This is a genomic window from Pseudobacteriovorax antillogorgiicola (assembly GCF_900177345.1).
In the GTDB taxonomy this organism is placed as follows: Bacteria; Bdellovibrionota_B; Oligoflexia; order Oligoflexales; family Oligoflexaceae; genus Pseudobacteriovorax; species Pseudobacteriovorax antillogorgiicola.
Genome location: NZ_FWZT01000034.1, coordinates 24,652 through 47,855 on the forward strand (window position 1 = coordinate 24,652; position 23,204 = coordinate 47,855).

Genomic DNA, 23,204 nt, shown 5'->3' on the forward strand with positions numbered 1-23,204 from the left:
ACTCATTCTCAAACGGACCATGGTAGAATAAGGCTGGATCTTGACTTGGCCTGCTGAAAGAAGGACTGCAATGAAATTAATACCTTATATTCTGATTATCGCCCTCTCTCTATCTTGTAAAAACCAGCTTTCTTTGAAACAAACTCAGGAACAACAATCCGGTGAAGCTGCTAACGGTAGTCTCGACAATCGGCAGACTCGGCCTCAAGAAACGGGAGAAGGCCTCCCAGGGTATCTTCACTGTCAGTCTTCCGCTGAGGATACCAGCGCAGAAATCGATTGCCGCCTTCAAGCAGAAAATGATGACAAGATCGATCTATCAGGCAAGAACGATCAGTGGTCGTTTGAGGGGGACCCATCTATTCAGGTGAAGACAACGCTTTTACCAGAAAATTCGCCATGGCATGCAAACTTCAAACTCACTGGTAGCAATGAAGCTATTCAAAAAAGTTTGGACAGCGGTGTTGTAACCGCAAGTTTTGATGGCAAGACCAAGTCGTCCCCGCTTGCAGAAACCTTGGATTCAACGACTCCAGATGCTGGCCCAGAAGAACCAGCCTCTGTTAGCAATAATGTAGAGGTTTTCACAGCTGCTCAGTCCGCTCGCATTCTGTTTGGTCCAGGTTCTTCGGGACGAGCTCAGCAATGGCTTGGGCTCGATCTCACGACCCCCACACCAACACCACTACCAACTCAGATGACAACACCTCTGGGATCTGTGAATTATCAGGTCATTCCCAATGACGGCAACCTCACACCAGAGGGTCCTCGTGATCCTGCTGGTGCCACCCCTTGGCTTGAGCTAGGAGGTTCCGGAATTGGTGCTGAGAATTCTTTCGAGATTGCAGGATCATTAACCGGAAGTTACCGCTTGGCTGTCTCTTTGGGAAATCTATTCATGTCCACAGCCACAACGGTTACTTTCGAGGTAATGACAGGCGAGGCCCAAGCCCCGATAAGTATTGCTGTCAGTCCCAACAATTCCGCGACTCCTGACGCCACGAACTTCATCGAATTCCAGGCCAAATTCACCAATGATTTCAGAGTCCGCTTACGAGCCGATCCGCCTGCGAAAATGGTGCTTCATGGGGTCGGATTTATTCCTGAAAACTAGTTTAATTTTAGTATCTTGATAATGGTTATGGTAGATTTGGACTAAATGATTCGGCGCTCCTTCCGAAGAGAAAGAAACAAGGAGTCTCCATGAAGTACTTTGCGATAGCCATTTGTCTGTTATTGGCTGTTATTTACCATGTTCAGAAGACTCAAGAAGGGCAGAATGAAGTGATCGTTCAAAGATCTAGCCCTGAGCCCGCCTATGCCGAAGAAACGAACGAGACTGAGGTAAAAGACGAAACCACCAATCGAGCTGATCCTGCTCCACCAACTGGAACACCCATGAGCGCAAAGAGGCGCCCTGTGAAGCGGATCCGTGACGCTCAGCCATCCAAGCAAGCAAAACCCACTGAGGACTTTTCTCCAACGGATCTCAATCAATTGGTAGAATTTGGTCAGTGTCCCAAATGCAATCTCCAGGGCGCTGATCTTTCAGGCTTAGACTTAGCTTTAGTAGACTTAAAGGAAGCCAATCTTAAAGGGGCTAACCTTACCGGAGCCAACCTCAAAGATGCCGATCTTGAGGGTGCGAATTTGGAAGGTGCCGATCTCACAGAAACATCACTTGTTCAAACATCCCTCAAAGGCGCAAACCTATCGGGTGCCCGGCTTGTCTACTCCGACCTTACCTATGGGGATGCCGCCGGGGCTAACTTCAGCGGCGCTGACTTCACTGGTACCAAGCTCATCGACCTTCATATGGATGGCACCAATCTCTCGGGAGCGAACCTTTCTGGTGTCGATGCTACTGGAGTTACACTCAAGGAAACAATATTTGATGAAACAACCAAACTACAGGGCACAATTCTCCACGACAATCGGGATTTTAACTGGAAAAGCCTAAGCCGCCGGCAGCAGTGCGAGGCAGACATCATCGCGGAAGGATTCATTCCAGAATGCCCCTAATCTCTAATCCTGCTATTCATCGCCGATTCTAAAACCCTAAATTTATGTTCATTTTCACATTTGGTAAATAGACAAGACCTACCAAAGCGTATTTCAATATCACCTCAATTTTGCATAAATTACCTATGTTTTGCTTCACAAAGCCGAGTGTCTATGAATCATTTACTCATCCTTCTCAGCGCCTTTATCTATGGTGGGAGCTCATTTGGGTTCTCTTTGAAGAAAACTTGTCCCCCCAGCTTTGAGCTCCGCGATCGTGAGTGCCACCTCGCCAGCCTTTACCAACTCTATTCATCGCCTCATGGCAAGGGCGTTGGTAGTCTAAGAACAGCGCTTCCCCAGCATCGGGGTGGCTACAGCCCAGAACAAATTGATTTGGGCCGCTATCTATTTTTTGATCCAATCTTATCAAAAGATAAATCCATGTCGTGCGCGAGCTGTCACAAACCAGAGCTAGGTTTTAGCGATGGGATGCCCCGTAGCACAGGGCTGAATGGAGAGCTGCTGCCTCGTTCTGCTCCTTCATTATGGAATGTTGGCTTTCTTAAGAAGCTATTTTGGGATGCCCGGTCATCGTCTCTTGAGACGCAGGCTAAAGGCCCCCTGTTTCATCCTAACGAATTAGGCCACAACGCTGAAGCTCTAACCACATCCCTAGCATCCCATAAGGCTTACCGAGAGCTTTTTGAGCAAGCCTTTCCTAAAATGCAATCGATCACGATCGATCAGGTCACGACAGCTCTCGCTGCCTTCCAATCCAGCTTGATCTCCCTCAATAGTCGATACGATCGCTACGCCCATGGCTACAGTCATGCTTTGACTGAACCCGAGTTGAAGGGGTTGAATATATTCCGGTCGTTTGTAGCCCGATGTGCCGAATGCCACACGCCACCACTTTTTACCAACCAGCAAATCGCCGTGATTGGGGTTCCTCCGCCAGAGGACCTTCCTTTCGATATTGGTGCTGAGAAAACGTTTCAAAAACCAATGCTTCGAGGAGGGTTCAAAGTACCTAGCCTTCGTAATATTGCACACACTGCCCCTTACATGCACGCTGGCCAATTTAAAACCTTGCACGAAGCGGTACGCTTCTATACCAGTGGCCGCGGCCATGCTGTCCCAGAAGGAGAGAGGCTATATATCCATTGGCATATCTGGGAACCACAGTTAAGTGATATTGAAATCGATCGCCTAGTGGATTTTTTAAAAACGCTAAGCGACGAGACTTTTATGCCAGAGATACCACAGCGGGTACCCTCTGGACTGCCTATTGGGAATCGAAAAGTTAGCCACTAAGAAAACGAGGAGTTGTCATGAAATTTTGGATCGCGGGAGTGATTTTAGGTGCTCTATCATTTACAGGAGGCATGTTTTATCAGAAATCCAGACAGAGTGAACCTGCTGCACCACTTCAAGAAGCAAGTTACCATGGAGGATTTCAAGCTGGAAAAGCTAGTAAGGACCAGAACTTAAGAGCAGTCCCCGAAGACAGCTCACCGAGAGCCACCCATGATGTACGCAACGGTCAATCTATAATGGCTGCCATCAAGCAAGCTCAGCCCGGCGATACAGTGCGTGTATTTCCTGGTACCTACACTGAAACAGTTTATATAGACAAAGACAATATTCGCTTGCAAGGCGTGATTCAGAAAGGTCAATGGCCCGAGCTAAACGGTGAAAAAAGGCTCAACGATGCGATCCTCTACTCGGGCAACAACATCATTGTGGAAAACTTTCGGATCACGAAATACAAGGGCAACGGCATCATGGGCCAGGCCGGTAACAACTTTGAAATCCGTAATAATATCATTGTCGACACGGGAGTCTATGGTATCTTCCCACAGCTAGGCACCAATGGTATTGTCGAATACAATGTTTTATCGGGTATCGAAGATGCGGCAATCTATGTGGGTATGAGCGATCATATCCATGTGGCTCACAACGAGGTTTTTGACAATGTTGCTGGTATAGAGATTGAAAACAGCAGGCATGCCATTGTCGAAAACAACATGGTCTACAACAATACGGGAGGTATTCTCGTATTCATAACCCCTGGCCTTCCCATCAAAACAACCTATGATGTGATCGTCCGCAATAATTTTGTCACTCGAAATAATCACAAGAACTTCGGTGCCCCTGGCTCGACGGTAGCAGGAATCCCCGCTGGTACTGGTATTCTAGTTATGGCCGCTGATGAGGTCATCATTGAAAATAATATTATTACCCATAATAAGACTGCTGGGATCTTGATCACCGATCATGGGCATGCTTCTAATATTACAGTCGATGAGGAGAGTGAGCCGAATGCTGATAAGATTATGATCCTAAGCAATCTCATGGAGCACAATGGCTACGACACCATAAGCGACGTTAAAGCCCTGCTTTTAACAGAGTTCAAAAGTGGAAACCCAGACATCGTTCGCGTCGGCCCCAGCCGTGATAGCTGCATCAACTACAAAGATCGCTACATCACCGTTGGCGTAGATTCGTTCCCTAGTTGTAGTTTCACTAACACGGATAGTATCAAAACATATTTGCTCGACACACCTGCCCCGCCAAGGATCATCGATAAGACAAATCAGGGTAAGCTTACCTATTTAGGGATCTGTACCGGTTGCCATAGCTACACAGGACGCTTGATAGGCCCTCCTGTGGAGAAGATTCAATCGCTCTATCGCAACAACCCGAAGGCTCTAGCCGACTTTATCGCTCGACCCTACAAAAAACGGCCAGATTATCCCGAGATGCCTCCCCAAGATTACCTCTCGGAGGAAGTTCGACTAGCGGTGGCTGAGTACTTGCTTAAGCTTGAGAATTAAGAGATGAAGGCGATAAAGAACTTGGTCTAAGCTATCATATGAACTCTTTGTCCCGTATAATGGGTGCTATGGAGCACTTTGCTCCTGTAGCGTTCATTTAGAGTTCAATAGGAGACTAACTTGTCACTCAAGAAGCGTATCCGTCTGGGCTATTTGGTACCCGAATTTCCCGCACAGACCCACGCTTTCTTTTGGCGAGAAGTTACCGCCCTTAGAACTCTGGGGGCTGAGGTTTGCTTAATCTCCACTCGCTCTCCAGCACTGAGCGATCAGGGCCAACATCAATTTATCGCAGAAGCAAAAAACCAAACCCACTATCTCTACCCTCCAAGGGATCTCCTGGGAGCCATAGAGTTTATCACTCGGCCTTCTTGGACCATCCGGTCGATTAGCTATATCACCAGCTTGAAAGGAGTCTCACTGAAATATCGGATGCGCCTTCTAGGCCTTCTTGTGATGGCTGCTCAGCTGACCAGGTATGTAAAACGAAATGGCATTGAGCATATTCACGGCCATTCCTGTGCGGATGTTGCCCATGTTCTAGCCTTGGTCGGTTTAAGCCGATTGTGTTCCTACAGCTTGTCACTCCATGGCAACTTATCGGTCTATGGAAGTCACCATCGAGAGAAAACCGCCTTCGCGAAATTTGTCGCTCCTGTGACCCGTCCCCTTCAGGAAGAGCTGCTGAAGGCAACAAACTTGAAGCGTAAACAACTACCCGTAATATGGATGGGTGTTGATCTCAAGCGGTTCTCTCCCACCACTCCACAGTGGTCAGATAAAACCCTTAAGCTGGTCACGGTTGCCCGGCTAAACCCTTCGAAGGGGCATACCTATGCACTCCAAGCCATCCAAAGGCTCAAGCTAGAAGGGCATTCCGTTTTCTATCAGATTGTCGGTGGCGGTGAGCTCCGCCAATCCTTGGAGAGGGAAGTCCGAGATCGAGACCTTGAATCCATCGTTCGATTTACGGGCTCTCTTGGCGAAGATGATGTCCAACGAGTGATATCTCATGCTCATGTGCTCTTGCTGACAAGTTTTGGCCACGGTGAGGCCGCTCCAGTTTGTGTCATGGAAGCGATGGCATCGGCGCGACCAGTGATATCCTCACTCATTGGAGGAACTGCTGATATGATTGACAGCGGCAAGACTGGCTTTCTAGTGGAGCAGAAAAATGTGCAGCAGATATCTGATAGAATTCTCGAATTTATTAAGGACAAAAGCTTAGTGAAGCGATTGGGTGACGCCGCTCGTTCATTTGCGGAAGAGAACTTCGATTCCCAGAAACAAGCCCATAAACTATTCGATCAGATTACCATGGAGCAGTAGCAACCTATGAAGCTTGATTATGGAATCGTCACTCCTAGCTATCATGCTGATTTTGAGTCTTGTCGCATCCTCGTAGCAAGTATCGAATCATTTATTCCAAAAGAAATCCCTCACTACCTCATCATTCCAAAGGCAGACCTAGAGCAGTTTCAAGCGATTCGCCAGACGAGGACTCGATTTCTATTTCAAGAAGACTTCATGCCACCGTGGCTACACCCCATTCCATTTACCAAAAAAAGATGGTGGTATAGCTTTAAAACCCCACCCGTAAGAGGTTGGGTTCGGCAACAGCTAATCAAATTAGGAATACCTGCAAAGATAAATCATGACTACTACATTCTTATGGATTCCGATAGCTTCTTCCTTAAGCCATTTCAGCTAGAACAGTCCATAACACAGGCCAAGGTCCCTCTTTACTGTGAGCCTACCGACGAGCTACCTGAAATGTTCCAACGTTGGAACAGAGTTTCAGCAAAAATCCTAAAGATCCCGTTAAGCAGTATTGAGCAACGTTGCTATGTGGGGATTTGTATCTTTTGGTCAAAGCAGCTTTTAAATGAGCTGCTTCAATACATCGAAAAGCAACATCGAAAACCGTGGCAGGAAGTGATCTGCTCGCAGATTCAGTTTTCAGAATATACTCTTTACGGAATATTTGCCGAGTATGTATTAGGTGAACTTAATAGCCCCCAAGCTCTTGACCCAACAATACGAACTCTGGACTATTGGCAAGAAGTTCCACTCCAAGAGGATGAGTTAGAACAACTCACCAATAAGATAGAGGACCATCACATCGGTGGTATGATTTCTGCTAAGTCCGGCACCAAAGCCGATGCAATTGCTAAAGCCTTTGGGATCGAACTCATGCCTTAGAGCTGCAGGCCTTGTCAGCAAAGCCTTTGGGTGTATGCTAGAAAAATCCACCATTTCCATTAGACAAGACAACCAATTCCAAGCAATATGATTTTATCTTTCAAAAAACTATAGGAGTGTTCTAGATGAAGAAGGCAATATGCTATCTCGCCTTGATTGCGATGCTTTCCTGTAGCGATAGCGATGACGACGATAGCTCTGATGATACTGGAAACGGTGGCGGTGGCTCCGGCACCACCACAGATATCACGGATGCTATTTTCACTGCGAGAGACAGCTCTTGTGCGGATTATGTGGGAACCTACACATCCAGCGTCACTGATGTCAACAACTCGACGAGTTTTAATGGCGAACTAACGATTGCCTTGAGTGGTACTGACTGTTTATTTACCACCAACTCAATCCCCAATCACGACTTCAACGATGGAAGCACCTCATTTGTAACCGATATCGTAGAAGTTGATGATAGCTACACAGTCGAAGGCAGCCCCGTGGCGGCAAGCTCGGCGACAGAATTGAGTTTGGGTCTTCAAGCAGTAATTTTCCTTAACGGTGCAGTTCTTGATATCCTACCAGCAGCTTGCTATGGGGTGGGGAGTGAGCCCCTTGGTCAAGAGAAAATAGGCTGTGGCGACGATCAAGATTATGCATGGCGCTATGATCCCATGTACTCAGGTAATAACTTTGGAACTGATACTCATAATGCCCATGCCCAGCCATCTGGTCTTTATCATTATCATGCCACACCTTTGGCGATGTACACACAGACTGGTGCGACCGCAGCATCCCCAGTCATAGGGTTTGCAGCCGATGGCTTTCCAGTATTTGGGCCATACATCGATGACAATGGTACTATCAGAACCGTAACGTCGAGCTACGAGCTAAGAAGCGGCACCAGAAACGTTAGTGATCTTGGCTCAGGAAAAGTTGAAGGGGCGTCACCTGGGGGGACCTATGACGGCACCTACAGAGATGACTATGTCTACGTAGCTGGATCAGGAGACCTCGACGAGTGCAATGGCATGACAAAGGATGGGGTTTATGGCTACTATGTGACTGCCACCTTCCCCTGGGTCATCAATTGTCTTAAAGGAACTATCTCCTCTGACTTCGAACCTGGCCCGTAAATCTACTTTCAACTTGACTCAACCGAGTATTGAGGTTTCATCAAAATCAATACTCGCGTTACATATTGTATACTACATCATAGTACCTCCTGATCCCTATACCTCCTTCCATGAAGCCCATCCCTCACAGGAACGAACACTTAGAAAAATCTATCTTAATCAAGATATAGTAAATAAATTAGCTAATTAAATACGAGAGAAACGACTTGAAAAATCCAGTTAGTCTGAATTGAGGGGCTGAAGATCCGATAAGGGAGTGTATTTCGGAAGTAGAGTTAATTCAATATGGGCTAAGCTTATCGAGCGCCCGTCAGATGGGGACTAGAGACCAATGAACCAGGAAGGCAATTCACTATTATCACTTCTCGTTAGCGTATCGATCCTTGGGATTATCAGCTTGGCAGTAACCAAACTCGGCAACACGGCAAACTTCGTCGAGAGACAATCGAGATCTACGTATTCTTGGACTGCCTTGATCAGTTCGGCTCAGAAGGGCTTTTCAAATGTTAAGTTTTGCACGAAAAACTTAGGTGGTCGGATTCTGCCTGCTCTCAATGAGAGCCCTATCCTCATTCAGAAAGTCATCGACCTCAACGATCGAGATTTCATTTTCCCCGATCAAGAGCTCACGTCTGGCAAAGGGTCTATGAAGGTTTTAAGTCTGAGTCTATCTCATCATGTGGAGTTATCGAACAACCGAGCCTTGGGCGACTTCAATATTAAACTGGCCAAGCAAGCCCCTAATGGCAAGATTCTCTCGAAAAGTCATAAGATTCCGATTCAATTTGAAATCGACCCGACCAGTCGAGAGATCATAACTTGCAGCCGGGATATCAATTTTGCTGGTACAGATGCCAACGAACAAATATGCCATTTGTCGAGCAATGGCAAAAAAGTCTATGACCCAGCAACTGGTAAATGCGTAAGCCTCACTGAAACAGTCTGCTACCAGGGTAATCGGAGAGGAGCTTCCTGTGTGAACCCCAACGAGACAATTTCATCCTGCCGAGTAGAAGGTATCGAAGATAAATTCTCTGGTGTGAAACGTGCTATTGAGGGCGGCTTTACAACCCAACCCTCAGCCTCTGTCGTACAACTTGACTATAATAGCAACTCTTGTACCTGCCTTTACGCCTTAAGCGAAGTGGACAGCTCAAGTGCGCGATGCGTCGCATGTTGTGCTGGCCCCAGCCCATTTGCCTTAAAACAGTTCGCTGGAGGATAGAGCGTTGAAATTGAACGAACGAGGCTTTTCTACGATCACTATGCTTTTCATGGCTATGTTTTTTGGGATTATCGCTATGAAGATAGGAGCAGGGATGAATAGGACCCAACATCTCCAGACAAAGTCCTCAGAGGAAGTTCTTTTCGCGGATGCAAGTGCCTACATCAACATGATTCTTAGGCACCCAAAGCGCTGTCGCACCGAGCTTATAAAGTCTAGCATCAATCAATACCAGTTTAACCCAAATGGCCTCATTTCTAGCAAACTAGACTCAATTGGAATCTCATTCAAGCAATTGGAGCCAGCGTCAAGCGATACCAGCAACAGCTTACAGGGATTGACCCTTAAAGTGCAAGGTCGTCGGGGCCAGCTCTATAAACAAACCTTCTATGTTTATCTCATGTCTAATAGCACAAAGATCACGGCTTGCAGAGGAACGATCGTAGATCCACGATCAGGTTTGGCGATGGAACAAAAATATTGCCGTTTGATCCATGGGCAAGACTATGATCCAATGTCGGGGTTATGTTCGACCTAGAGCTGGCCTAAAAATGACTGGGGAGTAATACATTTATCTAACTAATATTATTTCTATATTCCCTAGGTTAAACACCATTCGATGCCAACGAAAAATCATGACTCATACATTCCCTTAACAATCCGATACCCTAGAGGTGCTGCGCAAAACCTTAGGTGATGGAATGATTGGTAAATCCAAAGGAAAAACCAAGAAAAAAGGGGAAGCTAAAGAGCAACGCCGATACTTTCGTATTGAGTACCCTCTCAGCCACAGACCCGAATTTGTTCATAAAATCGGTAAATTTCCTATATTTGATCTTTCCGAAGGTGGGCTAAGTTTCCAGGTTGCACCTGAGTACACATTCATGGAAACTGAGAAGGTCACGGCGGAAGTAAGGCTCGTTTCCGGAGTCAGTCATACTATTAAGGGTCGGGTCATCAGAGTCATTGGAAGAAAAATTATTATTGAATTCATTGATCCAGTGCCATTGTCTAAGATTATGGAAGAAGAACGATTTCTCGTGCAGCGGCAACTGCTACGTGCAGATTAAATTTGCTGAGCATTGAATTTCTAGGGTTTTAGGAGACTGAATGGCTAAGAAGGTTCTCATCGTTGAAGATTCACCCACGGTGCGTAAAAGCCTTGAGACAGTAATTCACACCGCAGGTCATAAGCCAGTATCAGCTAGCAACGGCAAGGAAGCACTAGAAATTTTAGAGCAAGAAAATCATGGTATCCAGATCATCATCAGCGATATCAATATGCCCCACATGGATGGCATTGCGCTGATTAAAAACCTTGCGGAGAAAGACATTAAAATCCCCACCATCATGCTCACGACTGAAAGTTCAGCGGACCTTATTCGCAAGGCAAGAGAATACGGCGCTAAAGGCTGGCTTGTGAAACCATTCCTAGGAGAGCAGATTCTTGCAACGATCGACAAACTTGCCCTCCCCTAGTAAATGTCTTCCTAGAAATCCCGACGCGGCGAGTGAATCAATTTTAAAAATTCCTGACGGGTATCGACATTCCGAAAGCAACCGTGCATGCTACTGGTGGTGGTGTAAGACTTCTGTTTTTCTACACCACGCATCATCATGCACAAGTGATAGGCATCGATGACAACTCCGACCCCTTCAGGCTCAAGATACTCCTGTAAGCAAGCTGCAATCTGATTTGTCATTCGCTCTTGAACTTGCAGACGTCGTGCGAATACGTCTACTAATCTAGGGATTTTAGAAAGCCCGACCACCCGCTTGCCTGGAATATAGCCCACATGCACTTGGCCATAAAATGGAATTACATGGTGTTCGCAAAGGCTGTAGAATTCGATGTTCCTGACGATGACCATGTCTTGGTATTCCACATCAAATAGAGCATCGTTCAAGATTGTTGGGATGTCCTCCTCATAGCCCGAGGTAAGAAACTGTATGCTTTGCAGGTAGCGATCAGGTGTTTTAACCAGACCGTCGCGACTAGGTTTTTCACCTAAGTCTTCAAGAAGTTTAGTGAAATTTTGCCGATGTTGATCGTAGGTTTTATCATCCACGGATGGCCTCGTGATTGGTGAGTCTTTATACTAAGACTACCTTAGGCCAAAGGATTGTTCCAGCCTATGAAGAGCTTCGAAACCTAATCGATGTAAGCTTACAAAGCCCTTTCCTGAGAGGCCATTTCTTTGATAGCTTCCATAAAGCTACCGTTTTGAAGAGATGAGAATTTATTTAGTACTGACACATGATTGGGCAGCGACTCCTTAACTTCGTCTACGGCGCAGCCAGTAAGCACCATTACCGAGGAGCTTGTGCCACTACAAAGGTGCACGATATCTGAGCCCAACTCAGGCCCAAGAAGATAGTCTGTCACGACAATTTCGAAATCGTGGTCGCTAAATAGCTCGACGGCCTCAGCAATATTGCCCGCAACGGAAATATCGCAGTCGGGGAATTCCCGATGGATAAAGTTTTTTACCAAGAGCGAAAAGTCATCACTATCATCGACGATTAAAATCGACTTTGGAATCATGGTGTCCTCCCTCGTTAACCCCTCATCGTAACAATCGCCACAGCCTTGAGTGCCTCAAAGTGGCCTCTTGAAAGTCCTAATGAAAACCATAAGATTCAGATTGGCCTCAAACTGAAATTGGTGCTTAGGCCGCAACACTGGTGCTGGTAAACTTCTGAGATAACCTGGAGATATTAATGCAAAAGCGCGATCCGAATACCATGACTGAAGAGATGTGGCGAGAAGAACTAAGTCCTGAAGAATATTATGTTTTAAGAGATAAGGGCACAGAACGCCCGTTCACTGGCGAGCATCTCGACAATTTCAAAGCTGGTAAATGGCTTTGCAGGGCCTGCGGTGCCGAATTGTTTGATGGCAGCCAAAAATTCGAGTCGAGCTGTGGTTGGCCTTCGTTCAGCGAGTCGCTAAATTCAAAAATTGATGAGAAGGAGGATCGTAGCCACGGAATGGTCCGCACAGAAGTTCTTTGCCATAACTGCCAATCCCATCTTGGGCACGTATTTAACGATGGGCCACCCCCATCTGGCCTACGCTACTGCATCAATTCATTGGCTCTGAGCTTTCGAGAAGAGAAGTAATGCTTTGAGAAGCGCAGCGACCACTGGCTTCCCAAAAAATTTAGGGGCTATTGAACAGCAACCTGGTAGCGATTGCCCCAGTTGTCGTCAACTATCTCTTGCCCATCGACTTCGTAGATCAGGTAATACTCAAGCTGCGAACAAGGTGGAACCCTCAGGTCAAATGACCAGAACTCGACACCATAGACATTGGGGCTCGGAACGTTTGAATAGCCGTAATGCTGTTGATATTGATAGGTGGCCTTTACTTCATCTTGGCTTTGCCAGCCGTCTCGGGAGTATATGACTTTTACGGATTTGTGAGGCGCAAGATTGCGAAGGTGAATCCGACCCGAGAAAAATGCTGAGTCTCCATGGAGAGATGCATAAAGCTGAGCACCGTCACTCAAAAGATCGGGACCCATCATCATTCCCTCGCTTTTGAACAGTGTGTAGTTCTGCCCCCGATTATTATCCCAGAATGCCAGCTCGTTGACACGATAGTATAGTGCAAACTCCAGATCGCATATCTGCTTTTGATGATCGTTCGCAGCTTGCTCATCAATTGGAAAATCTGCCGTCAGTCCATTGATGCGCCAGATCTCCATCTGATTCCCCACACTGCGATCATATGCTGCGGGCACATCGCGCCATTGCCCCTCGCAATCCTTCAGACGAACGCCAACGGCCTTGTCATAAGCAATATCTTTAACGAGAATTTCAAGGTAAGCGTTCTGCCAAGCAACGCCGTACTTGGCACCTACTGAACTAAACGCTTTCAAGAGGCGAACTTCATTTGCCCCAAAGCTGACGGAAGTGGTCCAAAATACTCCTAAGATAACTAATATGAAACGTGACATCCCTATCTCCTCCTCATCCTAAATCTCTGTTTCCAAGGTTTTTATGAATCAACGAAACGCTTGTGTCTAATCAATAATGTAATTTTATTTCATCTTAACCGAGTTAATTGCATCTTATATGTAATTTTACAACACATCACGAAGCTTGTCTTCGCCAGACCTGCCAAAAACTTTAGGTCGCTCACTCTATGACGGCACTCGCTTCAGAGCTAGCATTCGGTTTAAGCTATGGGTTTAGAGTTAATAATCCCGACACTCGGGGTTGCTCGATTGAGTTCACAATAGAAGTCCAAAAAAGGGAGAGGCAATGAACTGGTTAGAGAAAATAGATTCGTACTGTGAGCGGTTAGATCCTAGCTTTTGGGCGGAACCCGTGAACTTTCTATCCAACTTGTCCTTCATAGTTGGTGGGTTATGGATTTTTCATGAAGCTAGAAAGCGCCAGATTCCATGGCATTGGACTTGGGTTACGGCTGCGGTGTTGGATATTTCCGTAGGAATTTGTTCGGGTTTGTTTCATAGCCTTGCAAACCGATGGTCAGGTGCCGCTGATGTCATATCTATTTTGATCTTTGTGGTATTCGCAAAGGCTGTTTGGATTCTAAGGATCGCCCAAAAAAGCCGTCTGTGGGCTGCTGGCTTTTTCCTAGCGTTGGGTTTATCCACGGCTTTATTTGTAAGTGTTCTTAAAGGGCTCCCTCTCAACGGTTCTCACGGTTATATGGGAATTCTATTTTCTTTGCTATTCCTAGGCTACCTTGATCGTCTTCAGGAGACATCTAAGCCATACATATGGTATGCAGCACTGGTTTTTCCGGTGTCACTGTTCTTTAGGACAGTTGATACGATCGTTTGTGAGTATTTTACTCTAGGCACCCACTTTATATGGCATCTCTTAAATGGCTTAGTACTCTTTCTTGTTCTAAAAAGCCTCTTGAATCATACTAATAAATACATGGTTATGGTTAGTAATAGATAGGAACTGAAAGGTAGCTGAGAAACCTGAGTACGAAAGGGATTTTCACCCTCCGGCATATTACCAAGGTCGAAACTCGATGTTGAATGCCCAGCTACATCCACTTTCAGCTTTAATAGCTCTTCAATTGGCATAGCCAAAAAATCATCTGCTTTCTGAGTCATAAGGACTTTACTAACACACAGTAATGAAGCGATTGGGTACTTCACAAGAACGCCAAAACAAAGTAGTCGACGCCCTTACTATACAGTTCCAAAGCCAAGTTTGAACACTGCTGATCCGCACCTCAATATAAAGCCAAGAAGTCAAGTACTAGGACAATTGCTTTTCTATCCAGGCTTGGGTTTCTGGCTTTGCTCGAAGCATTAGCGTGGTTCCCACCTCATCGTATGACTCTTGCAGAACTCTAGCCCGAGCCCGGATTTTCCCGATCACTCCACCTTTCTCGTAGGGAACAAGCACTTCAAAATCGTTCATCTCATCTTCAAACACCTGAAGAATGATGTCACGAAGACGATTGAGATCATCTTTCGAGCGAGACGATACCAGGTGTGAATCCGGCAGATCGCGCTGAATTCTGGCTCGGTCGATTTCGGACAGAAGGTCTGATTTGTTAACAATCAACCGGCTAGGATGATCCTCAGCCCCTATCTCTGCCATCACTTTACGAGTTACTTCATACTGAGATTTGAAGTTGGGATCTGAGCCATCAACAACATAGAGCAACAGCGAAGCATTTAACGCTTCGTCTAGTGTCGATCGAAACGATGCGACTAGGTCGTGGGGCAGCTTTTTTATGAAACCCACAGTATCAGAGATTAAAATTCTCGGCGTTGTCTCTGGCTGCATGGTTCTGATGGTGGTATCTAGGGTCGCAAACAGCTTATTTTCCCCTTCCACTTCAGTCTTGGTCAGCTTACGCATCAGGGACGACTTGCCAGCATTGGTATAGCCGATAAGTGCCACTAGAGGCACATCTTTGCGATGGGAGCGTCGGTTATCTTGTTCTACCTGGATCGCTTTCAGCTGGTTTTTAAGCTCGGCAATGCGATCGCGAATCCGGCGGCGATCCAACTCATGGGCTGACTCTCCAGCTCCCTTCGCGCCAATGCCCCCACCTTGTCGATCTCCACCAACATGGGACAGTCGCAATCTGGGAGCCATATAGGCAAGCTTAGCAATCTCCACCTGCAATCGTGCTTCACGACTTTGCGCATGGCGACTGAAGATCTCAAGAATGACTCCGGTTCGATCGAGTACTTCAACTCCCAGAGCTTCTTCTAAATTACTCAACTGAGTTGGGCTGAGCTCACTATCAAAGATGACGATGGTTGCTTGATCTCTCTCAAGATCATCATCGTCTACATCCGATTCGATAAAATCATCCTCGTAGTCTTCATCATCAGAACCCTTACCAAAGCCATGAATGACACCCGTACCACCGGTCCATGATGCCAGTTCTGCAAGTTTTCCTTTACCGAAAACACCGGCAACCGAGGGTCGCTGCCGCTTTTGGGTCACCCGTCCCAGAGTTTCAAATCCCAATGTGGTGACTAGACGCTCCAGCTCATCCATTGAGGACCGGTGCTCAAATTCGCTTTCGTGGGGAAGGTGGAGGCCAGCAAGAACTGCTTTGGCTTTCTTTTTATTAAGATCTACGGGCATTTATGTCTTTCCTTGTAGGTTCAACTACCGAACTGCTCCTGTATATCTTATTTTGGGCTAAAGGAACACTGAATCCATCACTTTGGCTAGCTAAATTTGGATCTTTTTGGCTTGGTTTTCGGTGTCTATGTCCCTCAGAGGGCTCTATACGTAGAAATTATGGTTATGGTCAGTTAGGTCTCCGAACCTAGGCTGGTAATTGAGATACGAAACGCATTCTCCTGGGGGAGCGCGCTTCGAATCTTCATTTAACCTACAATCGACAAAAAGCTCTGATCCCCATCCAAGGAACGAAATCTCTGTTCACCGAGGGCGTGATTCAAAATGGTCCCAGCTCGCCAAGCCATTAAACTCACTTGAGGCTCGGAAATTCCCACACAGTGGCGGCCAAGATTAAGCCCATAAAGGGAGGAGTCCGACTCTGAAGCACTGCGAATCTGAAAGTTCTCGTCAATATCAATGCGCCCATAGCTATCCTTGACCGCATCACCAATCAAGGCCTCAGCAAAATCAGGGAGAGCTTGCCGAAAGCCAGTTGCGAAGATCACCACATCAGCCTCATAGCTTTCGGTCTGTTCTGTGTGTCGATTACTGATCTCTAAGCGGTAGCAATCACTGCTCTTCGATAATTTTCGAAAATCTCGATTGGGATAGAGATGAACATGACCTTCCCTGCCGTGAAGATATCTTTGGTCATATAACTCTTGATAGAGCTCCTCCAAATATGCTGGAGTGATACCATCACTAGCAAGTTTCTGATAATCGACAATAGCCCCCTTGCGACGTTTTGGTAACTTTGCAAACTCCTTGACGTAATGAGGGATAAAATACTCATTGACGAAGGGGCTTTCATCCAGAGGCTCTAAATTATCACGTCTTGAGAAAACGTTAATTGCTTTCGCTTGACCCCACTGACCACGGAGGCCATTGAGGAGAATTTCAATTCCAGTTTGCCCGCCACCGACGATAGCAAGCCGCTTGCCTTCCAAGTCCATTGCTTTCAGATGCGGAGATCTCGCGAAAAAGCAATCAGACCCAAGAAAAGCCTGTGCTTCCGCAGGAATGTTCGGCTGAAGCCCAGTGCCTAAACAGAGTTTTTTGGTATGATAAATATTGTCTTCAGTTCTCACGACAAAGCCATCGTCAACTTTTTGAACACCAAGCACGTGACTATTGAATTTGGTGTTACTTAGACGGTCTGCTACCCAACGACAGTAGTGTTCGAACTCAATCCGTTTGATCGTTGAACGGCTGGTATTCAAGAAAGCATAAAACTTTTTATTCTCGACGAGGTAGTTTAGGAAGCTATTGGGATTGGTTGGATCGACCGGAGTCACGAGATCCTTCAACCAAGAGGTCTGCATAAAAGCATCTTCAAACATAAGGTCTGGATGCCAAGAAAATGAGTCCTTGCTGTCGAGAAATAAGGTTTTATAGTGGGGAACCTGGCTTGCAAGGGCTGCGATACTCAAATTAAATGGCCCAATGCCAATGCCTAAAAATTCATATCTTTCCATTGTTCACTCCCCACCTAGTGGATTAGCTAGATCATCACCAAGGGCTGGAACTGGTCGCTCTTGAAGATCTCCATACCCTAATTTAAATTTTACTTTGTTTACTAAGACTCGCTCAATTTTTGGGCGAAGCAAGTCCATTCTTTTAATTCTTTCTGGATACGAATGCCCTGCCACATAGTTTCTCACGACATCTGCCAATATTTTGTAGAATCTTCCTTCTGCAAAACCGATATCTCTCTTTAAATCCAAGGAAAGAAATCGTAGGACAGAGATAAAGTGGCCCGTGATTAGGTCATGAATTAAATATTCTGGAGGAAGCCTGGTAACAGTTGACTTGATAGTCCCACTGACTCTATCCAACTCTGGGATCTCATCCTGAATAAACCGTAAATCACCCTGCAAATCCTTCAGCAAGAGCCGATGAGGTCGATTCTCCTTAAGCACTAAAATCGTATTTTGGCCGTGAGCTACAAGACCAACGCCATAGCTTACCTGGAGGTGATACAAGGGAAGAACCACAACCTCAAAATACAATCGCATCCATTCAGCGGGGCTCAAGCCGGACGATTCAATGAGATGGCTGCCGAGACACTGGCGATCATCGCGAATATGAGATAGGCAGGCGGTGAGAATCGCCTCCTCATCATCATCGATAGTACTAGCGACGCTATCTCTCCAGATACAACCCAGTTGCTCTTTAAGCCGGTAGGCTCCATCTGGTAGAGTTTCGTATTGCGGGTGTTGAAAGGAACAAGCCGCTGGTTCTTTTAAAACAGCGACACGCCCCCTGAGTAAGGAATCCGAGTCTACGACAGATTGTAGCCATTGAGATAGTTCGGGTGCTATATCAATATATTTCGCCGGGATTCCCCGATAGCAAGACGTATTCATAATCGATAGAGCTAGTTTGATATCTGGGCACTCAGGGCGCGTGATATTGGACACCGTTCGTATGGACACTTGTGGTCGATAGTCATCTCCAAATACCCCTAATGGGAAAACTTGCCCTTCCCAAATCCAGTCAATGAGTTCTGTCTGAAGAACATTTTGCCATTGCCATGGATGAACAGGTAGAAAGAAAAACTCTTCGCTACTCAAAGTCTTTTCCCGACAAACTTGATGAAAGCGCTGTGCTTCCTCATGATCCATACTGCTAGAGATCACTTTGTCCTGACTCCAGCAAGGACTCATATGAGACTTGATCAAATCATGACTCACGGCAATCCAAAACAGTTGAAAGCAAGGGTTGAATTCAGGTGCATATAAGCTCAGATCTGCCGGTTCCCAGCCTATCCTGCCTTTATTGACTAGAAGTTTCGGATGGCCATTGATCCGATTCTGACTCGCGAGATGATCTAGATCGAAGTGATCCTTGCCGCCAGCTTTGCGATCTTGAAGCAGTTTAAGATCAGAATAGAGATTGAGTTTTAGTTCTGAAATAAAATTACTTAAATTGATATCTGAGATATCGCATTCCCTTTGGCAGTCTATAAAAAATTGAGCTGCATTGATGTCGCGCCGCCATTGACCATCAGCGAAGCGCTCTAAGCTTTCAGGCTCTACTACAAAGAAGTCCCAAATGCCCTGCTCTGAGTTGAAGCGATAGTGAACTCCAGAAGACAGTTCTAAGACCCGACTGTCTTGCCCGGCTTTTTTGTCCCTTGGTCGAGCTACCAGGACCTGCTCGAAACACAACTCTCCAATGGCCTTGGCAACAAGTTCACGATTTACAAGATCGAATTCGTGTCTCACGTCCACGTCTCCTGGCTAAAGAACTTCTGCCTTGTGGCTTCTAGCAAAGCAGCTCGCTTATGAGGAAAATCGAACTCATAATGTGACTGCCAGTAGCCGAGCGACTCTACATAACGCAGCATTCTCTTATTATCGGCCCGAGGTTCTCCCATGAGCCGACGGCATCGTGCTTCATCGAGAAATGTAAAATGAGTCAACGATTCAAGAACCGCCATAGTGTTTTCTGTGCCAAGGCAATCCTCATTGCCAATCAGCAGATGGATTCCACGATCGTAGGCTTCACACCAGTCATAGTAAGGCGCCAATCGATCTTCTGAAACCCAGTAGAACTCTAGATACCCTGCCGGCACATCATCAAACGACAGCAATACAGGATCAGTGCGCGGGTCTTCACGGAGTGAATTGATGTAAGCTTTTAGTTCGTCTTTTGTTTTATCGAGTTCCCAAAACTTAGCCACCCGATCTTGATGATGCCATTCGTAGAAGACATCCAAGTGCTTTTCCGGGGAAAGGGTCTGAAAGCTGATCGTCTTTGCAATCTTTGGCATGTATCGTCGGTAGAGTTCTCCGTCTCCGACCCTAGGTCTTTCGGGGTGACTACCATGAGGCCCTTCTACCCACGATTCGGGTCGAACACTGTAGCGACCGCGATGATGCCAAAGGTAGGGGTTCTGCATAAATTCGTGTTTATAACAAACTAGGCGGCTTCCCTCTCGAAAATACTCCATCGACCCTATCAAAACGCTTTTGAAATCATGGTGTAGCTCAATGCTTCCCACATCATTGAAGTGGCCGAAAAGATGCTCCATGGCTGTTAAAACTACCACCTTAGGCATCTCAGCTTCCGGCGAGCCGATCCGAATCACCTGATTCTCTAAAGTATAGCTAAGGACAAACCTGTGACCACCACAAGACGCCGTTAATACAGGGCCATCAAGGTAGACGTGGACGTGCTGGTTTTCAAATAAGTTTCGATAGGCAACCGTTTGTTGGCTCATTTTTGAACTCCCAATTGATAGATAGGGTTAGGAATGGCTTGATATATAGCCAGTGGGTTCTCCAAGGTATTCTCGTTAAATTGCTCTACAGTACAGATGAAATTACCCTTGTTCAGTAGCTCAGCTGAATCAATCAGATAATCAAGACAGGAGCTATCCTGTACCCCTCTTTCGCGCAATTCTAAAAGATAGTCCCGCAGCTGTTGAATCAGCGGCTCTTCACCGAGACCGCAATCCACTCCAAGTCGATTTATCACAGCAAAACTAGCATTGATCATGAGGTAGTAGCTAAGTAGAATATTTCCTTCATTGTTCTGTAGGATATTACCGTTTTCAATATCAAGACTTTTGATCGTCGGACTCAGCAGGTCATAGCCAAGTTTGCTATAGCCGGTTCCTTGGCAATCTCGAAAGTATAGCTTCTCAGGGATTCCAGTAGGATCGATTTTAACCACAATATTCTGTTGGTGAGCACCCATCAAAATGCCGAAATCTGCTTGTGCCATCAGTAACGGCTGAACGACCACATCAAGATAGTGAGCGAACCATTCTTGAGCGGCAGACTGTAATGTTAAACTACGAGACTTGCTCAAACGATCAATCATTCGCTTAAGAAGAGAGCCTTTTTCATCGCTGTCTGCTTGGGTCAGAGCACCAAGCACGAAGCACCGCTCATCAGAGCCTTCTGAGAAGGGATTATAGCGAACAGATAGAATGGTGTCTGGGATCAAGTCGCCATTGTGATCTTTTATAGCCAAATAACAGGGTTCTCCCATGACACTAGCCGCCGGATATTCCGATAACCACTTTTTTCCAACGTCCGATTGCAGAACATCGTCAACCTGAAGTCCCCGATCAACCTCGTGCTCGTATAGCTTTCGAACTGAGTTTGTCAGCATGATATTAAGAGAATACTTTAGCATGTACTTATGCTTCGGATTATATAGCGTTCGCACGGAACTGGTTGGAAACCACGGAGAATCAGTTTCACCAATCTCCCGAATAAGGCCATCATCGACATACGAAGCAATGTCTACCTGTTTTTTGATTGCTTGCCACTGCCATGGGTGAAACGGCAGCAGAGAAAAGTTAGGATCTCGTTTTTCAAGGATTGTTTCACCACTTGCCCCTTCGGAAGCTAGCATGTGAACCAACCACTCATGATCACTGAAGCTTTTAGAAGTCTTTCGAACAAGAATCGACGGATGGACCTCAAGCCATAACAAGGCGAACTTCCCATTCAACTCGGGGCTGTAGAGCGCAAGCTCATGGTCTTCCCAACCCTCTCGGCTTTTGGGGGCAGGATGAAAGTTATGGCCCATCCATAGGGATTGTTCTCCCTGAACAAAATTTTCTGGTTTCATTTCAAGGTTGCCACATGTTTCTTGCTGCTCCCGCAGTGCGAGAAACATAATGCGATTGCTATTTTCTATCCTTGCTAGCAGTTCTTCTCGGTCTCTTTCAGCCAATGGCTTAGACCAAGGGGCATATCGTAGGATTTGATCCATGAGTTCTAAAGCAGACAAGGCTCTTAAGACTTTGCCTTTCTTGAGAACATATTCACCTTGATACTGGAACAGCCCTAGTTGTGAGTGATGGCTCAGGGGCAGAACTGCCTGTACATCCGGCGCTAAATCAATTAGCACAGCCTCTTTTTCTTGCCAGATCCCTACTGACCATCCACGATACTCTCGCAAAAGGGAGTTTATGAAACAGGTAAGTCCAGCCTTTGATGCAAGGTCGTTTAAGTATTTATGAGATGTCGGGGAGTTCATGCTCCGCTCCTTGAGAACTGAATGATTTATCGAGAAACAGAAGGTACAAGAGACCAATGAGACTCACTAGTAAAGCGGACCAGTAGCTCGCAACAGGAAGCCAATCGAAGGCTATGGCAGCAATTAGCCCACCTAGACCATAGCCTAAAGTATGACTTACACTGAGTGACGCCGCTGCACCTCCCTGATCCGCATCAATCCTTTGGCTATGGAGGGCAGTATAAGCAGGGACCAATATTGCAACACTAGAGCCTAGCAGTACAATACTGGCGAACACCAGAATTAGATTTTGTGCAACGAGTAAGAAGCCCGTTGCTAGCAGAAGACCGCAAACCCCACCAAAGAGTGGCCAACCTTCAGCCTTTTTAGCCCAGCGACCGAGCGCGAGCTGGTTGACAATCATGATCAAACTACTAGCCACGATCATCTGCGCAAGCAGATGACTAGATTCTTGAGGACTCAAACCGAATCGTAATTCTAACAGCCCCCCCAAACTCGACTGAACAATGCCAACCACTGTGGTTAGTAGAAGTGCCAAGATCGGTATTCCGAGAAACCGTTGAGCATCGATGGACAACCCTCGGCTGTTCAATTCAGCTACACCAGACTCCCAGCTAAATCTCAAGGAGACTCCAAGGACGGCCAAATTTAGTATGGCTAACAAACCAAAAAAGAGTTCGAGTTGAATGCTTAGCAAACCCCAAACAAGAAGCGGACCGATTAGCCGCCCTATGTTTAGCATAAGACTATGAGTCGTCATCGCCCTGAGACGCTGCTTGCCTTGACCGCTTAAATCAGCCAAGATTGCCTGGCTCACCGGAACAATCGCAGAAGCAGTAAGACCATAGAAGATCCTGATAGCGAGCAGTAGCAACCCATTGCTATCAGCATTGCCCCGGAGCATTAGCCAAAGTGTGGCACCAAGGCTTAGAACTTGGCCTACAAGACCAATTCTTATGGCCACTAGGCGGCCCCATTGCTTGCTCTTTAGGGCCCAGAATGGTCCCCCAAACAGAAAGCAGAACGACCCTAGTGCATAAGCCCCAATTACTTGGCTGATAGACAATTGCAACGCTTCAGCAAGAGCTGGATAGAGAATGAACTGAACGGCTTGCGCCGTTCCGAACAAAATCAGTGCTGCCTTGATAAACTGAATCACGATGA

The 23,204-nt window shown here is 46.3% G+C and carries 22 protein-coding genes; 13 read left to right on the forward strand and 9 right to left on the reverse strand.

The features are described 5' to 3' along the window. The first annotated feature begins 70 nt into the window (after nucleotides 1-70). From B9N89_RS28850 to B9N89_RS28900, 11 genes are all read left to right on the forward strand, one after another. Nucleotides 71-1,114, forward strand: a complete 1,044-nt coding sequence (locus B9N89_RS28850) for a hypothetical protein (RefSeq protein WP_132325788.1) — start codon at nucleotides 71-73, stop codon at nucleotides 1,112-1,114. Nucleotides 1,115-1,203: 89 nt separating this feature from the next. Further along, nucleotides 1,204-2,022 carry a pentapeptide repeat-containing protein gene (locus B9N89_RS28855; RefSeq protein WP_132325786.1) on the forward strand — a complete coding sequence of 273 codons (819 nt, stop codon included), beginning with the start codon at nucleotides 1,204-1,206 and terminating at the stop codon, nucleotides 2,020-2,022. 153 nt (nucleotides 2,023-2,175) lie between these two features. Then, nucleotides 2,176-3,318 (forward strand): cytochrome-c peroxidase, encoded by a 1,143-nt coding sequence (locus B9N89_RS28860; RefSeq protein ID WP_132325784.1) that lies wholly within the window; start codon nucleotides 2,176-2,178, stop codon nucleotides 3,316-3,318. A 17-nt stretch (nucleotides 3,319-3,335) separates the two neighbouring features. After that, nucleotides 3,336-4,841 (forward strand): parallel beta-helix domain-containing protein, encoded by a 1,506-nt coding sequence (locus B9N89_RS28865; RefSeq protein WP_132325782.1) that lies wholly within the window; start codon nucleotides 3,336-3,338, stop codon nucleotides 4,839-4,841. 120 nt (nucleotides 4,842-4,961) lie between these two features. Next, entirely contained in the window at nucleotides 4,962-6,170 is a 1,209-nt protein-coding gene (locus B9N89_RS28870; RefSeq protein WP_132325780.1) for a glycosyltransferase, read from the forward strand. Between the two features lie 6 nt (nucleotides 6,171-6,176). Then, nucleotides 6,177-7,043, forward strand: a complete 867-nt coding sequence (locus tag B9N89_RS28875) for a DUF6492 family protein (RefSeq protein WP_132325778.1) — start codon at nucleotides 6,177-6,179, stop codon at nucleotides 7,041-7,043. A gap of 125 nt (nucleotides 7,044-7,168) precedes the next feature. Continuing rightward, nucleotides 7,169-8,170, forward strand: coding sequence for a YHYH protein (locus B9N89_RS28880; protein WP_132325776.1), 1,002 nt, complete (start codon nucleotides 7,169-7,171; stop codon nucleotides 8,168-8,170). Nucleotides 8,171-8,501: 331 nt separating this feature from the next. Continuing rightward, nucleotides 8,502-9,395, forward strand: a complete 894-nt coding sequence (locus tag B9N89_RS28885; RefSeq protein WP_132325774.1) for a hypothetical protein — start codon at nucleotides 8,502-8,504, stop codon at nucleotides 9,393-9,395. A 94-nt stretch (nucleotides 9,396-9,489) separates the two neighbouring features. Further along, nucleotides 9,490-9,933, forward strand: coding sequence for a hypothetical protein (locus tag B9N89_RS28890; RefSeq protein WP_132325772.1), 444 nt, complete (start codon nucleotides 9,490-9,492; stop codon nucleotides 9,931-9,933). Between the two features lie 163 nt (nucleotides 9,934-10,096). Continuing rightward, a complete protein-coding gene (locus tag B9N89_RS28895) occupies nucleotides 10,097-10,465 on the forward strand; it encodes a PilZ domain-containing protein (protein WP_132325770.1) in 369 nt (122 codons plus the stop codon). A 40-nt stretch (nucleotides 10,466-10,505) separates the two neighbouring features. Further along, a complete protein-coding gene (locus B9N89_RS28900; RefSeq protein WP_132325768.1) occupies nucleotides 10,506-10,874 on the forward strand; it encodes a response regulator in 369 nt (122 codons plus the stop codon). 11 nt (nucleotides 10,875-10,885) lie between these two features. Here the strand turns inward: B9N89_RS28900 and folE are convergent, their stop codons facing one another. Both folE and B9N89_RS28910 read right to left on the reverse strand, forming a co-directional pair. Beyond that, nucleotides 10,886-11,464 (reverse strand): GTP cyclohydrolase I FolE, encoded by a 579-nt coding sequence (gene folE, locus B9N89_RS28905; protein ID WP_132325766.1) that lies wholly within the window; start codon nucleotides 11,462-11,464, stop codon nucleotides 10,886-10,888. 98 nt (nucleotides 11,465-11,562) lie between these two features. Further along, on the reverse strand, nucleotides 11,563-11,940 hold the full coding sequence (locus tag B9N89_RS28910; protein ID WP_132325764.1) for a response regulator: 378 nt from the start codon (nucleotides 11,938-11,940) through the stop codon (nucleotides 11,563-11,565). Nucleotides 11,941-12,116: 176 nt separating this feature from the next. On the opposite strand from B9N89_RS28910, the gene msrB reads away from it, so the two are divergent. Further along, nucleotides 12,117-12,518 carry a peptide-methionine (R)-S-oxide reductase MsrB gene (gene msrB / locus B9N89_RS28915; protein WP_234996192.1) on the forward strand — a complete coding sequence of 134 codons (402 nt, stop codon included), beginning with the start codon at nucleotides 12,117-12,119 and terminating at the stop codon, nucleotides 12,516-12,518. Nucleotides 12,519-12,565: 47 nt separating this feature from the next. Here msrB and B9N89_RS28920 read toward each other — a convergent pair whose 3' ends face one another. Then, nucleotides 12,566-13,357 (reverse strand): hypothetical protein, encoded by a 792-nt coding sequence (locus B9N89_RS28920; RefSeq protein WP_132325762.1) that lies wholly within the window; start codon nucleotides 13,355-13,357, stop codon nucleotides 12,566-12,568. A 307-nt stretch (nucleotides 13,358-13,664) separates the two neighbouring features. Here B9N89_RS28920 and B9N89_RS28925 point away from each other — a divergent pair, with 307 nt between their 5' ends. Continuing rightward, nucleotides 13,665-14,336 (forward strand): ceramidase domain-containing protein, encoded by a 672-nt coding sequence (locus B9N89_RS28925; protein ID WP_132325760.1) that lies wholly within the window; start codon nucleotides 13,665-13,667, stop codon nucleotides 14,334-14,336. A 309-nt stretch (nucleotides 14,337-14,645) separates the two neighbouring features. Here B9N89_RS28925 and hflX read toward each other — a convergent pair whose 3' ends face one another. The 6 genes from hflX to B9N89_RS28955 all read right to left on the reverse strand — a co-directional run bounded on the left by hflX (nucleotide 14,646) and on the right by B9N89_RS28955 (nucleotide 23,199). Further along, the gene (hflX, locus tag B9N89_RS28930) at nucleotides 14,646-15,998 is read right to left on the reverse strand and encodes a GTPase HflX (protein ID WP_132325758.1); all 1,353 of its coding nucleotides are present in this window, start codon (nucleotides 15,996-15,998) and stop codon (nucleotides 14,646-14,648) included. A 248-nt stretch (nucleotides 15,999-16,246) separates the two neighbouring features. Further along, nucleotides 16,247-17,515, reverse strand: a complete 1,269-nt coding sequence (locus tag B9N89_RS28935; protein WP_132325756.1) for a lysine N(6)-hydroxylase/L-ornithine N(5)-oxygenase family protein — start codon at nucleotides 17,513-17,515, stop codon at nucleotides 16,247-16,249. Nucleotides 17,516-17,518: 3 nt separating this feature from the next. Continuing rightward, a complete protein-coding gene (locus B9N89_RS28940) occupies nucleotides 17,519-19,267 on the reverse strand; it encodes an IucA/IucC family protein (RefSeq protein WP_159455720.1) in 1,749 nt (582 codons plus the stop codon). Then, nucleotides 19,264-20,265, reverse strand: coding sequence for a GNAT family N-acetyltransferase (locus tag B9N89_RS28945; RefSeq protein WP_132325752.1), 1,002 nt, complete (start codon nucleotides 20,263-20,265; stop codon nucleotides 19,264-19,266). Before B9N89_RS28945 ends, B9N89_RS28940 begins: the two co-directional genes overlap by 4 nt. Then, nucleotides 20,262-22,040, reverse strand: a complete 1,779-nt coding sequence (locus B9N89_RS28950) for an IucA/IucC family protein (RefSeq protein ID WP_132325750.1) — start codon at nucleotides 22,038-22,040, stop codon at nucleotides 20,262-20,264. Before B9N89_RS28950 ends, B9N89_RS28945 begins: the two co-directional genes overlap by 4 nt. Continuing rightward, nucleotides 22,018-23,199: an MFS transporter gene (locus B9N89_RS28955; RefSeq protein WP_159455721.1), complete on the reverse strand. Its 1,182-nt coding sequence runs from the start codon at nucleotides 23,197-23,199 to the stop codon at nucleotides 22,018-22,020. Before B9N89_RS28955 ends, B9N89_RS28950 begins: the two co-directional genes overlap by 23 nt. Nucleotides 23,200-23,204: the final 5 nt, after the last annotated feature.

Bases quoted from the DNA above. Each gene is read 5' to 3' on its own strand.
- B9N89_RS28850 (WP_132325788.1), top strand. From the start codon at position 71: ATGAAATTAATACCTTATATTCTGATTATCGCCCTCTCTCTATCTTGT.
- B9N89_RS28855 (WP_132325786.1), top strand. From the start codon at position 1,204: ATGAAGTACTTTGCGATAGCCATTTGTCTGTTATTGGCTGTTATTTAC.
- B9N89_RS28860 (WP_132325784.1), top strand. From the start codon at position 2,176: ATGAATCATTTACTCATCCTTCTCAGCGCCTTTATCTATGGTGGGAGC.
- B9N89_RS28865 (WP_132325782.1), top strand. From the start codon at position 3,336: ATGAAATTTTGGATCGCGGGAGTGATTTTAGGTGCTCTATCATTTACA.
- B9N89_RS28875 (WP_132325778.1), top strand. From the start codon at position 6,177: ATGAAGCTTGATTATGGAATCGTCACTCCTAGCTATCATGCTGATTTT.
- B9N89_RS28880 (WP_132325776.1), top strand. From the start codon at position 7,169: ATGAAGAAGGCAATATGCTATCTCGCCTTGATTGCGATGCTTTCCTGT.
- B9N89_RS28885 (WP_132325774.1), top strand. From the start codon at position 8,502: ATGAACCAGGAAGGCAATTCACTATTATCACTTCTCGTTAGCGTATCG.
- B9N89_RS28890 (WP_132325772.1), top strand. From the start codon at position 9,490: ATGAATAGGACCCAACATCTCCAGACAAAGTCCTCAGAGGAAGTTCTT.
- B9N89_RS28895 (WP_132325770.1), top strand. From the start codon at position 10,097: ATGATTGGTAAATCCAAAGGAAAAACCAAGAAAAAAGGGGAAGCTAAA.
- B9N89_RS28900 (WP_132325768.1), top strand. From the start codon at position 10,506: ATGGCTAAGAAGGTTCTCATCGTTGAAGATTCACCCACGGTGCGTAAA.
- B9N89_RS28910 (WP_132325764.1), bottom strand. From the start codon at position 11,940: ATGATTCCAAAGTCGATTTTAATCGTCGATGATAGTGATGACTTTTCG.
- msrB (WP_234996192.1), top strand. From the start codon at position 12,117: ATGCAAAAGCGCGATCCGAATACCATGACTGAAGAGATGTGGCGAGAA.
- B9N89_RS28920 (WP_132325762.1), bottom strand. From the start codon at position 13,357: ATGTCACGTTTCATATTAGTTATCTTAGGAGTATTTTGGACCACTTCC.
- B9N89_RS28925 (WP_132325760.1), top strand. From the start codon at position 13,665: ATGAACTGGTTAGAGAAAATAGATTCGTACTGTGAGCGGTTAGATCCT.
- hflX (WP_132325758.1), bottom strand. From the start codon at position 15,998: ATGCCCGTAGATCTTAATAAAAAGAAAGCCAAAGCAGTTCTTGCTGGC.
- B9N89_RS28935 (WP_132325756.1), bottom strand. From the start codon at position 17,515: ATGGAAAGATATGAATTTTTAGGCATTGGCATTGGGCCATTTAATTTG.
- B9N89_RS28945 (WP_132325752.1), bottom strand. From the start codon at position 20,265: ATGAGCCAACAAACGGTTGCCTATCGAAACTTATTTGAAAACCAGCAC.
- B9N89_RS28950 (WP_132325750.1), bottom strand. From the start codon at position 22,040: ATGAACTCCCCGACATCTCATAAATACTTAAACGACCTTGCATCAAAG.